The organism is Flavobacterium ginsengiterrae, from assembly GCF_039539785.1.
Lineage (GTDB): Bacteria > Bacteroidota > Bacteroidia > Flavobacteriales > Flavobacteriaceae > Flavobacterium > Flavobacterium ginsengiterrae.
The window spans coordinates 1,103,997-1,119,104 of the sequence record NZ_BAABDU010000003.1; the positions used below are offsets into that span (position 1 = coordinate 1,103,997).

The following is a 15,108-nucleotide window of genomic DNA, read 5'->3' on the forward strand; positions in this document are numbered from 1 at the left end:
CACCTTAGCATCTTAGTGCCTTAGAAGCTTTAAAAAAACTACCACTCATTAACCTTATTAGCATCCATTTTTAAGAAAATAAACAGCAAAATTGTGAATCCCCAAAGTCCGGAACCTCCATAAGAAAAGAAGGGCAGAGGAACTCCAATGGTTGGAAAAATTCCAATTACCATAGCAATATTTACAAAGAAATGTATAAATAGAATTCCGGCAACACAATAACCATAAACCCTGCTGAATTTGGTTTTTTGTCTTTCTGCCAAATATATTACTCTTAAAAATAAACCTGTAAAAAGTAAAATAACAACTAAAGAACCCGCAAATCCCCATTCTTCACCAACAGTTGTAAAAATGTAGTCAGTATGTTGTTCAGGAACGAAACCACCTTTTGTTTGTGTTCCTTCTAAGAAACCTTTTCCTAACCAGCCGCCAGATCCAATAGCGATCTCAGACTGATTTGTGTTATAACCAATACCTTTCATGTCGACTGTTTTTCCTAAAAGGATATTAAAACGGTCTCTATGGTGTTGTTTAAATACGTTGTCGAATACATAATCTACTGAAAGTACAAATCCAGAAATAAGAGCCAATAGAATGGCGCTTAAGATAATATTTCTGTCAACGGCTCTTCCTTTAAAATGTATAATAATAAGTACCCCAAGCGCTATTAATATTACAACATAGGGTTCTAAAACTAATGTAAGTACGAATAAGAGAATAGTAATAAAACCAGTCCATACATACCATGAAGGCAATCCTTCTCTAAATAAAACCAAAATAAAAACACTGTAGATCAAAGCACTTCCTGGATCGGGCTGAGGTAAAATAAGCATTACCGGCAAAAATACAATTGCAAGCGCTTGCAGCTGTCTATTGGTTTCTTTTAAGTTAATTTGCGTGTCACTTAAATATTTGGCTAACGCCAATGATGTAGCTGCTTTTGCAAATTCTGATGGCTGCAGTGTAAAACTTCCTATAGCATACCAGCATCGTTGTCCTGCAATGGTTTTTCCAAATAAAAATAATCCGGCCAAAGATAGAAGGGCAACACCAAAGATAATACTGGCATATTTTTCATAAAACTTTCCGTCAACAAAAAGCACAACAAAAATTAATGGAATAGTACATCCAATAAAAATTAATTGTTTTTGATATGTTCCATCTGTTGATAATAACGATGATGAGTAAATATTCAGCCACCCCAGTGTTACCAGCGCAATGTAGATAAAGACACTTATCCAGTCAATATTATTTTTTACACTTTGATTTTTCATTTGAAATAATCTTTCTTAATTTTTCTTAGTAGTGTCTACTGCTGTTTTTTTAACTTCAGTTTTTGGTGCTGTTGTAACAGGTGCTTTTGGTTTTATGATTTTGGCTTGTAAAACAGAATCTTTAGGAACTGATTCTATTTTGCTGGCTTCATTTAACCCGCCTAATTTAGCGTACTCAGGAAGTAAACTCTTGTTTAATACTCTGGTTTCTAAGTCAGTTCGTGTAATTTTATGTCTTAAATATTTTTCGATCATTAAACTCGCGATTGGTCCGGCCACTGTTGCTCCAAAACCTCCGTTTTCAATCATAACTGCAATTGCAATTTTTGGATTGTCCTTTGGTGCAAAAGCTACAAAGATAGAGTGATCTTTAAGCTGTGTTCTTTTACCATTGATTTTTGCAAAGTTTTCAGCTGTTCCTGTTTTTCCGCAAATGTCAATTCCTTCTACTCTAAGGGAATAAGCTGTACCTTTGTTGTAAACATCAAATAAACCGCTGATAACCGGCGGGAAATATTTTTGATCAATAGTGGTTACATGTTTTGTTGTAAACTTAGTGTCAATTTTTTCGCCCTCAATTTTTTTAATGATATGAGGCGTATAATAATATCCTTGATTGGCAACAGTTGCCATCATATTGGCGAGCTGAATAGGGGTCATTAAAACCTCACCCTGCCCAATGGCGTTCGATACAATAGTTGAGCTTCTCCAACCTCCGTTAGGATATATTTTTTTATATGTTTTTGATGTTGGAATATTTCCTTTTTTACCAATTGGTAAATCATATCCCATAAATTGACCTAAACCAAAACTTTTTACGTGACTGCTCCAAACATCAACAGCTTGTCCCGGATCTTTATACTTGTTTATAGTCAGCATGTATGCCTGTCCAAAATAGGTATTACAAGAATTATAAATTCCATTATGTAATTGATGAGGTCCAAAACCGTGACATTTCATGAAACGCCCACCTCCATAACTAAATCCGTGATGACACATGAAGGTAGTTTGTTCATTAACAACTCCTTCCTGCAGTGCAACAAGACCAGTTAAAATTTTAAATGGAGAACCTGGAGGATACTCAGCTAGAAGCCCTCTGTCATATAAAGGTTTTGCAATCGAATCGTGGTATAAAAGGGTGTAGTTTTTAGATCTTTGTCTTCCAACTAAAATGCCTGGATCATAAGACGGTGCAGTTACTAATGCGAGAATTTCACCAGATTTTGGTTCAATTGCAACAATTCCGCCTCGTTTATTAATCATTAACTCTTCACCGTATTTTTGAAGTTCGGCATCAATGGTTAAGTTGATGTCTTCTCCGGCAACAGCAATCGTATCGTATTTTCCTTCTTTATATGGGCCGATTTCTCGGTTGTATTTGTCTTTTTGAATGTATTTTACACCTTTTACGCCGCGTAGAATATCTTCGTAGCTTTGCTCAACACCTTGTTTTCCAATTAAATCTCCACTGTTATAGTATGGATTTTTGGCAATTAAATTTTCGTTTACTTGCGTAATAAAACCAAAAATATTGGCACCGTAATCTACTTCATAATCACGAAGTGAACGTTTTTGAAAATAAAAGCCTTCGTATTTTCTGATTTTTTCCTGAAAAGCGGCAAATTCGTTTTTGTTTAGCTGAGATAAGAAAACAGATGGAAGCCTTGGGCTGTAAACTTTGGCCTTTGCAATTCTTTTATCGTAATCTTCACGAGTGATATTTAGCAGTGCACAAAACTCTGCTATATTGATATCCTTTCCAATTTCGCGCGGTATAACCATGATATCATAAGATGCCTGATTGGCAACTAATAATTTACCATTTCTATCGTAAATATAACCGCGTTCAGGATAGTCATAGACTTTTTTAATCGCATTATTTTCTGATTTCAGTTTAAATGAATCGTCAATAATCTGCAGATAAAATATCCGAATCACTAGCAAAGATGCTGCAATAATAATTAAAGAGGGCAGCAGAACTTTTCTCATCGTTTATTGGGCTTAATAATATAAATTATTATAATTGAAGTGATTATCGTAAAAATGGTGCTAAAAAGCGTTCGCAGTAAAATGTCTATTATAAACTTAAACTGAAAAGCTTCCAGCGTAAAAAGTACTATGTGATGTAATAAAACAGATACTAGTATAAAAGAGAACCTTTCAGGGGTTAAAGATTCATTTAGTTTTATAGTTTGATATTCGTAACTTAAACCAAATGCAAATTTAAAGAAGTAAGGCCTGTAATAAGCTAATATAACACAGGCTGTAGCATGAATTCCGCCTGAGTTGCAAAACATATCCATTACCAATCCTAATAGAAAACTCGAAACAATAAGTCCCGCTCGATTACTATTTACCGGATATAAAATAATATACAAAATATACGGGAAAGGACTTATGTAGCCTAAAAAATTCATGTTGTTAAAAATAACAACCTGAATTGCCAGCAGCATAATAAATCGAAAAATATTTACTAACAAAGCGCTACTCATTTTTTTCCTTGCTTTTGTTTTCTAAATTAATAAGTTCTTCTCTGTCTTTACTCTTAATAATGTATACGTGTCCTAGATTTGTCATGTCATTAAATAACTTAACATCGATCACGTAATAGCTTGTATTCTTTTTAATGTAAATTTTTTGAACAGTACCAATATTGATGCCTTCAGGGAAAATTACCGATTGTCCTCCGGTAACAATAGTGTCACCTTTTCGAATAGAAGCCAATCTAGGAACATCTTCTAACTGAACAAATCCAGTGCTTTTTCCGTCCCAGGTTAAAGAACCAAAGTGATTTGATTTTTTGATTTTAGCATTGATATGCGATTTCATGTTCAAAATACTCACTACAGTTGAGTAATTTGCCGAAGTATTATCGATAACACCAATAATTCCTAAGCTGTTTATAACACCCATATCTTGTTTAACACCCTCTTTTTTTCCTGAGTTAAGTGTGATAAAATTTTCGTGAGTATTGTATGAGTTGTGAATCACTTTAGAGACGATAATATCAGCAGGTTTTACACCTTTTATACTATCCGGCAACGGCGCTTTTGTTGTGTCTTCTTTATTGAATAAAAGACTTTTTAGCCTTGCGTTTTCAAGTACAAGTTCGTCGTTCTCTGCTCTTAAATTCAAGTATTCGTTTACACGATTGATTCTTTCATAAACACCTCCGCTTAAAAAATTAGCTGAACTGATTACTCTGCTTCTGTGATAGGAATGTGATTGAATTGTGAGACCCAACGAAATACCTAAAAGCAGCAAAAACAGTAATCGATTACTGTTTCTTATAATGAAATTAAAAATTTGCTGCATTTCTTGTCTGGTTATTTTGTTTCAGGATATGCTTTAAGGTTTCAATTTTATTAAGGTCAAATATTAAAAATCTGACCTTAATAAAAGTATATTGATTGTTATTTTTAGATCTTATTTGATTAAGATACTTTTAAATTTTGCAATGTTTTTAAGTGCCATTCCTGTACCACGTACAACTGCTCTTAATGGATCTTCGGCAATATAAACCGGTAAATCTGTTTTTTGAGAAATACGTTTGTCAAGACCTCTCAACATAGATCCACCACCAGCTAAATAAATACCAGTGTTGTAAATATCTGCTGCTAACTCTGGCGGAGTTTGAGATAATGTTTCCATAACAGCATCTTCAATACGCTGAATAGATTTATCTAATGCTTTTGCAATCTCACGGTAAGAAACATCAACTTGTTTTGGTTTACCCGTAAGTAAGTCTCTACCTTGAACAGACATATCTTCTGGCGGTCCGTCTAAATCTTCGATAGCCGCTCCAATTTGAATTTTGATTTTCTCAGCAGTACTTTCTCCTACAAAAAGGTTGTGTTGTGTACGCATGTAATACACGATATCGTTTGTAAAAACGTCACCTGCAATTTTTACAGATTTGTCGCAAACAATTCCGCCTAAAGCGATTACAGCGATTTCAGTTGTACCACCTCCAATATCAACAATCATGTTACCTTTTGGCTGCATAATGTCGATACCAATACCAATAGCGGCAGCCATTGGTTCGTGAATTAAGTAAACTTCTTTTCCGTTTACACGCTCACAAGATTCTTTTACAGCACGCATCTCAACCTCTGTAATTCCAGACGGAATACAAACTACCATTCTCAATGCAGGAGTAAACATTCTCTTTTTTAATGCAGGAATGCTTTTAATGAACATGTTGATCATTTTTTCCGAAGCATCGAAATCGGCGATTACACCATCTTTCAAAGGCCTTATGGTCTTAATGTTTTCATGCGTTTTACCTTGCATCATGTTGGCTTCTTTACCAACAGCGATGATTTTGCCGGATACTCTATCACGTGCCACGATAGAGGGGCTGTCAATGACAACTTTATCATTATGAATGATTAAAGTGTTTGCGGTTCCAAGGTCTATCGCAATATCCTCGGTCATGAAATCAAAAAATCCCATAAGTTTTTTAGGGGTTTAAAATGTTATAAAATAATTTATCGAACAAAGTTAAACAAATTAATGTTTAAAATGACGTGTTCCTGTAAATACCATTGCAAGATTATTTTCATTGCAATAATTTATGCTTAATTCGTCTTTTATTGAACCTCCCGGCTGAATTACAGCAGTTATTCCTGCTTTTTTAGCTAATTCTACACAGTCAGGAAATGGGAAAAAAGCATCACTTGCCATTGAAGCACCATTTAAATCAAATCCGAAAGCTTTTGCTTTGTCAACAGCTTGAATTAATGCGTCAACTCTTGAAGTCTGACCTGTTCCAGATGAAATCAATGTTCCGTTCTTAGCAAATACAATAGTGTTTGATTTTGTATTCTTGCAGATTTTAGAAGCAAAGATCAAATCTTCGATCTCCTGAGCAGTAGGTTCTGTAATTGTAACGGTTTTTAAATGCTCTTTATTATCTGTAATATTATTTCTGTCCTGAATTAACAAACCATTAAGACAAGTTCTTACTTGACGAGATGGTAATTCAACTTCATTTTGAACTAAAATAATTCTGTTTTTCTTTTCTTGTAAAACCTCAATTGCCTCATTATCATAAGCTGGAGCAATTACAACCTCGCAGAACAATTTGTTGATTTCCTGAGCCGTTTCTAAATCAATTTTTGTGTTAGAAATTAACACTCCGCCAAAAGCAGAAGTAGGATCACAAGCCAAAGCCGCCAAATAAGCCTCGCTGATTGTTTTTCTAGAAGCTAATCCGCAAGCGTTGTTGTGTTTTAAGATTGCAAATGTTGGTCCGTCAGTTTTAAATTCAGCAATTAAATTTACTGCGGCATCAACATCTAATAAGTTGTTGTATGATAATTCTTTTCCATGAACTTTTTTGAACATAGCGTCAAAATCTCCGAAGAAGAATCCTTTTTGGTGAGGGTTTTCACCGTATCTTAAAACTTGGCCGTCAGCAATACTTTCTTTGTAGATTGTTTCGTCTGTGTTAAAGTAGTTAAAGATAGCCCCGTCATAGTGAGATGAAACGTGGAAAGCTTTAGAAGCAAACAATCTTCTGTTTTCTAAAGTTGTGCTTCCGTTTTGTTCTGTAATAATATCTAAAAGCAAGCTGTATTCATTTACAGAAGCTACAATTACAGTGTCTTTAAAGTTTTTAGCACCGGCACGAATTAAAGAAATACCGCCAATATCAATTTTTTCAATAATATCTTGTTCGCTTGCACCAGAAGCAACTGTTTTTTCAAAAGGATACAAATCAACAATTACTAAATCGATTTGAGGAATATCAAATTCTTTCATTTGCTGCACATCACTTTCATTGTCCTGACGATTCAGGATTCCTCCAAAAATTTTTGGGTGCAGTGTTTTTACTCTTCCTCCAAGAATTTCTGGGAAAGAAGTAATATCTTCTACAGGAACTACCGGAATTCCAAGGTTTTTAATGAAATCTTCAGTTCCTCCAGTTGAGTAAAGTGTTACGTTTTGCTCGTGTAATTTTCTAACGATTGGCTCTAATCCATCTTTCGAAAAAACAGATATTAACGCTGATTGTATTTTTTTAGTTGTGCTCATTGTGTAGTTATGATTTTCAGACTGCAAAAGTAGTTTTTTTATATATTATTTTAAAGTAATTGTTGTAACAAAATGGGAAAAAAATCTACTGATGAGTAAGTTAACTTTTATTAGGTTTTTGTTTTTAAATTATTGAATTTTACTTTGTTGAAAAATACTACTATATGCTTCTTTATTTAAGATTATTGAAAGAAAGTCTAAGCTTTGCTGTTAATGCTTTGCGAAATAATAAATTACGAACTTTATTATCTCTGCTGGGGGTTACAATTGGTATTTTTTCGATTATTGCTGTTTTGGCCGCAGTTGATTCTTTAGATAAAAAAATCTCTAAAGATTTAAGCAGTTTAGATAAAAATACGATTTATTTATTGAAATTCAGCTTTGGACCTTCTGAAATTCCACAATGGAAGAGAGAGCAGTTTCCAAATGTAAAATATGACGAATACGTGGCTTTAAAAAACTCACTGAATAATACAGATCAGGTTGGATATCAGCTTTGGGTAAATAAAGAAACATTAAAATATGATTCTAAAACAGTTGCAGATGTTAAAATAAATCCGTCTTCGTTTGAAATGGCCGATATTGACGGTTTAAGTTTTGACAAAGGAAGATTTTATAATGAAGCCGAATCAAATTCCGGGACAGCAGTTATTGTTTTGGGATATGATATTGCCGAAGGACTTTTTGGAAGTATGGATCCAATAGGAAAAAATATTCGTTTGTATGGACAGCGATTTACGGTAATTGGAGTTATTGCCAAACAAGGAGCAGGTTTTTTTGGAGACAGTAACGATACATCAGTTTATCTGCCTGCGAATTTTTTACGCAGAATGTATGGCGACAGCGATGCAATGACGCCCATGATTATTTTAAAACCTGTAAAAGGTGTTGATATGGAAGCATACAAGGCAGAAGTTACGCAAAAACTAAGAACTATTCGTGGTATGAAAGCTGGAGAAATGGATAACTTTTTTATCAATGTGCTTTCTGGATTTACAGATTTTATCGACGGAATTTTAGGCCAAATGAATGTAGTAGGGTGGATTATAAGCGGATTTTCTCTTTTAGTAGGCGGTTTCGGAATTGCGAATATTATGTTTGTTTCGGTTAAGGAAAGAACCAATTTAATTGGAATTCAAAAATCGTTGGGAGCAAAAAACAAGTTTATCTTATTTCAGTTTTTGTTTGAAGCTGTGATTCTCTCCGTTATTGGAGGAATTATTGGATTATTAATGGTTTGGGGAATTGCCATAATCCTAACTAAAGCACTTGATTTTGAATTTGTTTTAAGTTTTGGAAATATAATGCTGGGAACAACTTTAGCAGCGCTTATTGGATTAATCTCGGGAATTCTTCCTGCTATTTCAGCAGCAAATTTAGATCCGGTGGAAGCTATTAGAACAGGGATGTAGGTTTTTTTTAAGCTTCTAAGATGCTGATTTACTAAGGTTCTGAGTTTTTATTTGCATTCAGAGAAGTAAAGTTTTTAAGTCTTTTGTCTCGATAAAAATTCCGTAGGAATGAATTATTTTGTAGCAACGGAATTTATTCCGTTGAAAATGAATTTCCGAATTCAATAAAGTTCCGTAGGAACGACACATGTAAAAAAAATCCCATTTACAATTTGCAAATGGGATTTCATATTTCTAAATAGTTTTAAAAACTATCTAATATCATTATTCTGAATCAAATCGATATATAAGTTGATCTTATCTTTCAATTCTTTTCTAGGCGTGATAAAGTCAAGGAAACCGTGCTCTAATAAGAACTCAGCAGTTTGGAAACCTTCTGGTAAATCTTTTCCTGTAGTGTCACGTACAACACGCGGACCAGCAAAACCAATCAAAGCACCAGGCTCAGAGATGTTGATGTCTCCTAACATAGCGTAAGAAGCCGTTGTTCCTCCTGTTGTTGGGTCTGTACAAAGAGAGATGTATGGTAATTTAGCTTCGGCTAACTGAGCTAATTTTACAGAAGTTTTTGCTAATTGCATAAGCGAATAAGCAGCTTCCATCATACGAGCACCACCAGATTTAGAAATCATTACAAAAGGCAATTTGTTTTTGATCGCGTGATCAATACCTCTTGCGATTTTTTCACCTACAACTGCTCCCATAGATCCACCAATAAAAGCGAAATCCATACAACAGATTACAAGTTCTCTTCCTTTAGATTTTCCTACTCCGGTACGAACAGCGTCTTTTAGGTGAGTTTTTTCCATTACATCTTTTAAACGCTCTGCATATTTTTTTGTATCCACAAAATGCAAAGGATCTTTAGAAGTCATGTTTTTATCTAACTCAACAAACTCGTTGTTGTCGAATAAAATTTCAAAATAGGTTGCGCTTCCAATTCGAACGTGAAAATCATCTTCAGGGCTAACGAATAAATTTCTCGCTAATTCGTCTGCATCAATAATTTTTCCAGTAGGAGATTTGTACCACAATCCTTTCGGAACGTCCATCTTGTCTTCTGTCGCGGTCGTAATCCCTTTTTCTTGTCTTTTAAACCAAGCCATTTCTTTTAGTATTCAGTGTTCAGTAATAAAAATTTCAGTGTTCAGTAATATTCAGTTTTAAGTATTCAAAACTGAACACTTAAAACTGAACACTGAATACTTTTTATAACGTGTTTACGTTATTTAAGTCTGCAAAAGCTTGCTCAAGTCTTGCATTGAAAGTAACTTCACTTTCACGAACCCATCTTCTTGGGTCATAATATTTTTTGTTTGGAGCATCTGCACCTTCTGGGTTACCAATTTGTGATTTTAAGTAGTCAAGGTTTTTAACCATATAATCACGGATTCCTTCAGTGTATGCGAACTGTAAATCAGTATCAATGTTCATTTTGATAACTCCGTAGCTGATTCCTTCTCTAATTTCTTCTAAAGTAGAACCTGAACCTCCGTGGAAAACGAAATCAACTGGATTGTGTCCTGTGTTGAATTTGTTTTGTACGAAATCCTGAGAATTTTTTAAGATTTTTGGAGTTAATTTTACGTTTCCTGGTTTGTAAACACCGTGAACGTTTCCAAAAGCAGCAGCGATAGTAAATTTAGGGCTTACTTTAGAAAGTTCTTCGTAAGCGTAAGCTACTTCTTCCGGCTGTGTGTATAATTTTGAGCTGTCAACATCAGAGTTATCAACACCATCTTCTTCACCACCTGTAATTCCAAGTTCGATTTCTAATGTCATGCCCATTTTGCTCATTCTAGCTAAGTATTCTTTACAGATCTCGATGTTTTCTTCGATTGGCTCCTCAGACAAATCGATCATGTGAGAACTGAATAATGGTTTTCCTGTTTCTGCAAAATGTTTTTCAGAAGCATCTAATAAACCATCAATCCAAGGTAAAAGTTTTTTTGCACAGTGGTCAGTGTGTAAGATTACAGTTGCACCGTAAGCTTCTGCCAAAGTATGAATATGTTTTGCTCCCGCGATTCCTCCTGCGATTGCTGCTTTTTCACCTGCATTTGATAATCCTTTTCCAGCGTTGAATTGTGCTCCACCGTTAGAAAATTGAATGATAACTGGCGCGTTTAGTTTTGCTGCAGTTTCAAGAACTCCGTTAATTGTGCTAGATCCAGTAACGTTTACTGCTGGAAGAGCAAAACCCTTCTCTTTCGCATAATTAAAGATCTCTTGAACTTGATCTCCTGTAGCTACTCCTGGTTTAATGTTGTGTGCCATTGTAATTTTTTTTATAGTTGTTTTTAGTTTTTAGGTTGCAAAAATAAGAATTAATTAGCATTAGAACGGATAATTTATTCCAAAATTTAAAACCGAGTGTCCAAAATTGTATTCTTTAAACCATCTGTCTCCTTTGTCATGCGCCGGATTATAAGTCTTAAAGCCTAAATCTAAGCGAATAACAAAAAAGCTTAAATCGTATCTTAAACCAAATCCTGAACCCAAAGCAATTTCATCTAAATCGTTTAAGTTGTTAAATCTTGCCTTGTTGTCAATCACATTATCGAGCACATTCCAGATATTTCCGGCGTCTGCAAAGAGTGCGCCTTTAACATCGCCAAAGATTTTAAAGCGAAATTCAGCACTAAGTGCAATCTTCATATTGGCTTCGTTAAAGTCATTTAAGGCATTTGTACTTCCGGGACCAAGAGAATAAGGCTGCCATGCTCTATTATCGTTTGAACCTCCAGAGTAATAACTTCGTGAAAACGGAATATAATTAGAGTTTCCAAAAGGAATTGCGATTCCAAAAAAGCTCCTCACGGCTAATACTTTTTCTTTACCAAAATCCCAGTGTTTGATGTAATCAAATTCTCCTTTAATGTACTCGGCATATTCTAAATTGAATATTTCATAATTGCCGTTTGCATTTTTAGTTAAGTTACCAATGCTTGAAACGGCAGATAATAAAGTTCCGGCAGATTCAAGTTTAGTTTTAAACTGATAAAAAGTATTATCTGCTAAATCTGTCTTAGTCGTTTTGGTAAAAGTATAACTGGTAGAAAGAATAAAATCATTTTCGGTCAAACGCACTCTTCTTTCTTCAATACTTTCTACATCTTTATATGATGGGTTGTCAGGAGTTAAAGCTGTTTGATTTGTTAATACCTGATTAGTAAAATTTGTTGTTCCTTCAGGAATTATCAGGTTTCCATTCTCATCAAGATTTGTCGCGGAAGTATTATAAGTTCCCGCAATATTATTTAATTCATTATAAGAAGATTTATAAACATTAAAATAATTATTAGGATTTAGGTTTCGAACATATTGTGCATTTAATAAATCAAATTTTACAGTATTTCGTCTTTTTGGAGACCAATTGTAAGCGATACCTCCAGTGAAATTTTCTTTATCTAAACCAATATTTTGCTGTTTAGAAAAACCTGCAGCAATTGAAGTAGAAGGAATCATTCTTTTCGGAATAATTTTTTCAGTTCCAAACGGCATCAGAATTCTTGGAAAATTCAGTTTTAAATCCAATCCATATTCTGAAACGTTAAAAAAGTTATCATTTGGATTGGCCATATCTTTTGAAGAACCAATATTGGCACGTGCTGATATTTCTAATGTTTCGGCTCTGTTAAATACATTTCGAATAGTTTCTGAAATACTGGCTCCAATACCAAAATCCTGAATATTAGAATGTGTAACATCTAATGTGGCTCCAAAACTATATTTTTTTCTTGGCGTTAAATACACTTTTGCAATCAATGATTGTGCAGTAGAATCACGCTTGTCTACTTCATATTGTATAGACGGATAATTGAATATCTTAAGGTTGTTTAAATATCGTGAAGAAAGTGTAGTTCTCGTGTCAGAAAATGTACTTCCTTTTGTAATAAAAATAGCGTCAGTAATAGCACGAGGTTTGTATTTTAGCTTTTTATAGCTGTATAAATTAAAGTTGTTATACGTTGTACTATCGTTAACCTTGCTTTTTGAATTTGCAGGAGAGTAGTCAGTATAAATATTTACGTCGCTGATTTTGTACAGTTTAAAGGGTTCAGTTCTGCTGGAATCTCTTTCCTGAATATTGTTATTGTTGATGATTAATGTTACATCGGCTTTATTTTTTTTGCCAATTGTATCAATGTCAAAAGTTACATAAGTAGGCTGAAAAAAGTATGCTCCGTGATTTCTGTAATAGGTTGTGATACGGTTTTTTTCTTCCTCAAAATCAGAAGTTTTATATTGCTTTCCTGATTTTAAAAATGAAGGTTCAGTGCTCGTCTTGTATAAAGAATCTAAAGCAGGAGTTAAAATCTTAGTTTTAATGGTGTCAAGAATATATCCTGGTCCGGTAATGATATTGTAGTTAATCTGTGCTTTTTTTCTGCCAACACTATCTATAGTATAATCAGTTGCTACATCAAAGAAACCATTGTTGAAATAATAAAATTTTAAACGCTGCAAAGATTTTTTAGTTCTCGCTGTATCGATAATTACAGGCGGTTCTCCGGTATTTTTTAAAAACTCATGAATTCCTTTATACAAAAAAGACTGACCAAGTCTGTCTACCTGTTTTGCAGATAAAAATTTAGCCTGACGCTCATATAAGCCGGGATTATTTTTAAATTTAGCCTGATAGCTCGAATCAGGATTTAAGTTTGCCAAATTATATAAATTTAAACGAAGCTTGTATCCTAATAATGTTCCGTTAGGTTTTTGATAAAGCTGGTTCGATGCATTTTCGTCGTTTGTAGACTTTCCGTTTACAAGAATATTGTTTTTTACAAGAAGATTTTTTCCATCTGGAACTCTTTTTACAGCATTACAGGCGCAAATAAGTATTGCTATTAGAATAAATGCTGTTATTTTTGTGGAATTATTTTTCAAGTGTTTTTTAATATTTAATTCAAAAGTACATTATTTTATGGTTAGTAAAAACCAAATAAAACTTATATCAGGTTTACATCAAAAAAAGCAGCGTTTTGCGAATCAATTATTTTTTGCCGAAGGAGTAAAAGTAATTCAGGAATTGCTGCAATCCAATTTTGAATTAGAACATTTATACACAACGTTAAATGATTTTGAAGAAGTTCAATCTTCAAAACGAACTCTTATTAATGAACAAGAACTTAAAAAAATAAGTGCTTTAACAACTCCAAATTCCTGTCTGGCGGTTTTTAAAATGCCTGTTGAAAATCAAATTATTAATTCTGGTTTGATTCTGGCTTTAGACGATATTCGCGATCCCGGAAATATGGGCACCATAATGCGTCTTTGTGACTGGTTTGGAATAAGACAAATTGTTTGTTCTAAAGAAACAGTCGATATATATAATCCAAAAGTAGTACAGGCCACCATGGGTTCTATTGCCAGAGTAAACGTAAATTATGTTGATCTTAAAACTTTTATAAGTCAGACAAAACTTCCTGTTTTTGGAACTTTTATGGATGGGGATACTATTTATCAATCAAATTTACCTCAAGACGGAATCATTATTATGGGTAATGAAGCCAATGGTATTTCGGAGGAGATTGAGAAAATGGTGACCAGCCGACTGACAATTCCAAGATTTGGAGAGCTGCAAAAAACCGAAAGTTTAAATGTAGCTACTGCAACAGCAATTATTCTTAGTGAATTTAAACGAAATAGTTAAGATTTTGTTTTAATGAAATGTGAAATTTATTAAAATTGCTCTTGATTTCATCGAATCAATATTGTCTGTCCACGGGCTTGGTCCGTTTATAGGTTTATCGCGAATTAATTCATCGGTAATACCAAACATTCCTCGTATTGAAGGTGAGAAGATAAAATATTCTGTAAAGAAATCAATTCCAAAACCAACTTCGTAAGCAGCAGTCCATTGTTTTGCTCTAAATTTTCCTTCAAAGTTGTCATCTGAAGATTTAGAATTACTTGATAAATTTAAAGTAGTTGACATACCTCCAACTAAATACGGACGAATGTTTCCGGTTCTTAAAGCTGAAAATTTTAATAATAACGGGAAATGAATATAAGTACTGTTTACCTCGCGCAAATAGTCTTTTTCCTGAGTAAAATTAGGATAATATAAATCACGTTTTGTGTAGTATAAACCTGGTTCAAAACGCAGATTTATATATTCCTGAAGTCTTAAATCGGCTACAACACCAACATTAAATCCGGTAGTTTTTTTTACCTGAATATCTTCCTGTACAGGATTTTTGTAATCGAATTTAAAGTCGAAACTGTTAAAACCTAAGTAATAACCAAAATAAAGGCGTTGTTTCTGCCAGTTTTCAAGGTTAATAATAGGGTCTTTGCTAAACATGCTTTTAGCAAATTGAGAATATCCTTTTGTCGTTAAGACCAATAAAATGACGATTACAATTTTTCTCATA

General features: G+C 33.8%; 12 protein-coding genes. 2 read left to right on the forward strand and 10 right to left on the reverse strand.

All coding sequences use genetic code 11. From position 1 onward, the window contains the following. Positions 1-38: 38 nt before the first annotated feature. The 6 genes from rodA to purH form a co-directional block, all read right to left on the reverse strand. A complete protein-coding gene (rodA, locus tag ABD859_RS07695) occupies positions 39-1,274 on the reverse strand; it encodes a rod shape-determining protein RodA (RefSeq protein ID WP_345142462.1) in 1,236 nt (411 codons plus the stop codon). Positions 1,275-1,289: 15 nt separating this feature from the next. Beyond that, positions 1,290-3,263, reverse strand: a complete 1,974-nt coding sequence (gene mrdA / locus ABD859_RS07700; protein ID WP_345142465.1) for a penicillin-binding protein 2 — start codon at positions 3,261-3,263, stop codon at positions 1,290-1,292. Next, positions 3,260-3,766: a rod shape-determining protein MreD gene (locus ABD859_RS07705; protein ID WP_345142468.1), complete on the reverse strand. Its 507-nt coding sequence runs from the start codon at positions 3,764-3,766 to the stop codon at positions 3,260-3,262. The genes mrdA and ABD859_RS07705 overlap by 4 nt, the downstream gene beginning before the upstream one ends. Then, on the reverse strand, positions 3,759-4,589 hold the full coding sequence (gene mreC / locus ABD859_RS07710; RefSeq protein ID WP_345142471.1) for a rod shape-determining protein MreC: 831 nt from the start codon (positions 4,587-4,589) through the stop codon (positions 3,759-3,761). Before mreC ends, ABD859_RS07705 begins: the two co-directional genes overlap by 8 nt. 111 nt (positions 4,590-4,700) lie before the next feature. Then, the gene (locus ABD859_RS07715) at positions 4,701-5,729 is read right to left on the reverse strand and encodes a rod shape-determining protein (RefSeq protein WP_008466528.1); all 1,029 of its coding nucleotides are present in this window, start codon (positions 5,727-5,729) and stop codon (positions 4,701-4,703) included. Between the two features lie 57 nt (positions 5,730-5,786). After that, positions 5,787-7,313: a bifunctional phosphoribosylaminoimidazolecarboxamide formyltransferase/IMP cyclohydrolase gene (gene purH, locus ABD859_RS07720; protein ID WP_345142474.1), complete on the reverse strand. Its 1,527-nt coding sequence runs from the start codon at positions 7,311-7,313 to the stop codon at positions 5,787-5,789. Positions 7,314-7,477: 164 nt separating this feature from the next. Between purH and ABD859_RS07725 the strand changes: the two genes are divergently transcribed. Further along, entirely contained in the window at positions 7,478-8,725 is a 1,248-nt protein-coding gene (locus ABD859_RS07725; protein ID WP_345142477.1) for an ABC transporter permease, read from the forward strand. 251 nt (positions 8,726-8,976) lie between these two features. Here the strand turns inward: ABD859_RS07725 and accD are convergent, their stop codons facing one another. From accD to tamL, 3 genes are all read right to left on the reverse strand, one after another. Continuing rightward, positions 8,977-9,831, reverse strand: a complete 855-nt coding sequence (gene accD, locus ABD859_RS07730; RefSeq protein ID WP_026728501.1) for an acetyl-CoA carboxylase, carboxyltransferase subunit beta — start codon at positions 9,829-9,831, stop codon at positions 8,977-8,979. A gap of 103 nt (positions 9,832-9,934) precedes the next feature. Continuing rightward, positions 9,935-11,002, reverse strand: coding sequence for a class II fructose-bisphosphate aldolase (fbaA, locus tag ABD859_RS07735; RefSeq protein WP_035645669.1), 1,068 nt, complete (start codon positions 11,000-11,002; stop codon positions 9,935-9,937). A 60-nt stretch (positions 11,003-11,062) separates the two neighbouring features. Continuing rightward, on the reverse strand, positions 11,063-13,618 hold the full coding sequence (tamL, locus tag ABD859_RS07740) for a translocation and assembly module lipoprotein TamL (RefSeq protein ID WP_345142482.1): 2,556 nt from the start codon (positions 13,616-13,618) through the stop codon (positions 11,063-11,065). Positions 13,619-13,655: 37 nt separating this feature from the next. Between tamL and ABD859_RS07745 the strand changes: the two genes are divergently transcribed. Further along, the gene (locus tag ABD859_RS07745) at positions 13,656-14,384 is read left to right on the forward strand and encodes a TrmH family RNA methyltransferase (RefSeq protein ID WP_345142485.1); all 729 of its coding nucleotides are present in this window, start codon (positions 13,656-13,658) and stop codon (positions 14,382-14,384) included. A 9-nt stretch (positions 14,385-14,393) separates the two neighbouring features. On the opposite strand, the gene porT is transcribed toward ABD859_RS07745, so the two are convergent. Then, on the reverse strand, positions 14,394-15,107 hold the full coding sequence (gene porT / locus ABD859_RS07750) for a type IX secretion/gliding motility protein PorT/SprT (RefSeq protein ID WP_345142488.1): 714 nt from the start codon (positions 15,105-15,107) through the stop codon (positions 14,394-14,396). Between the last annotated feature and the right edge of the window lies 1 nt (position 15,108).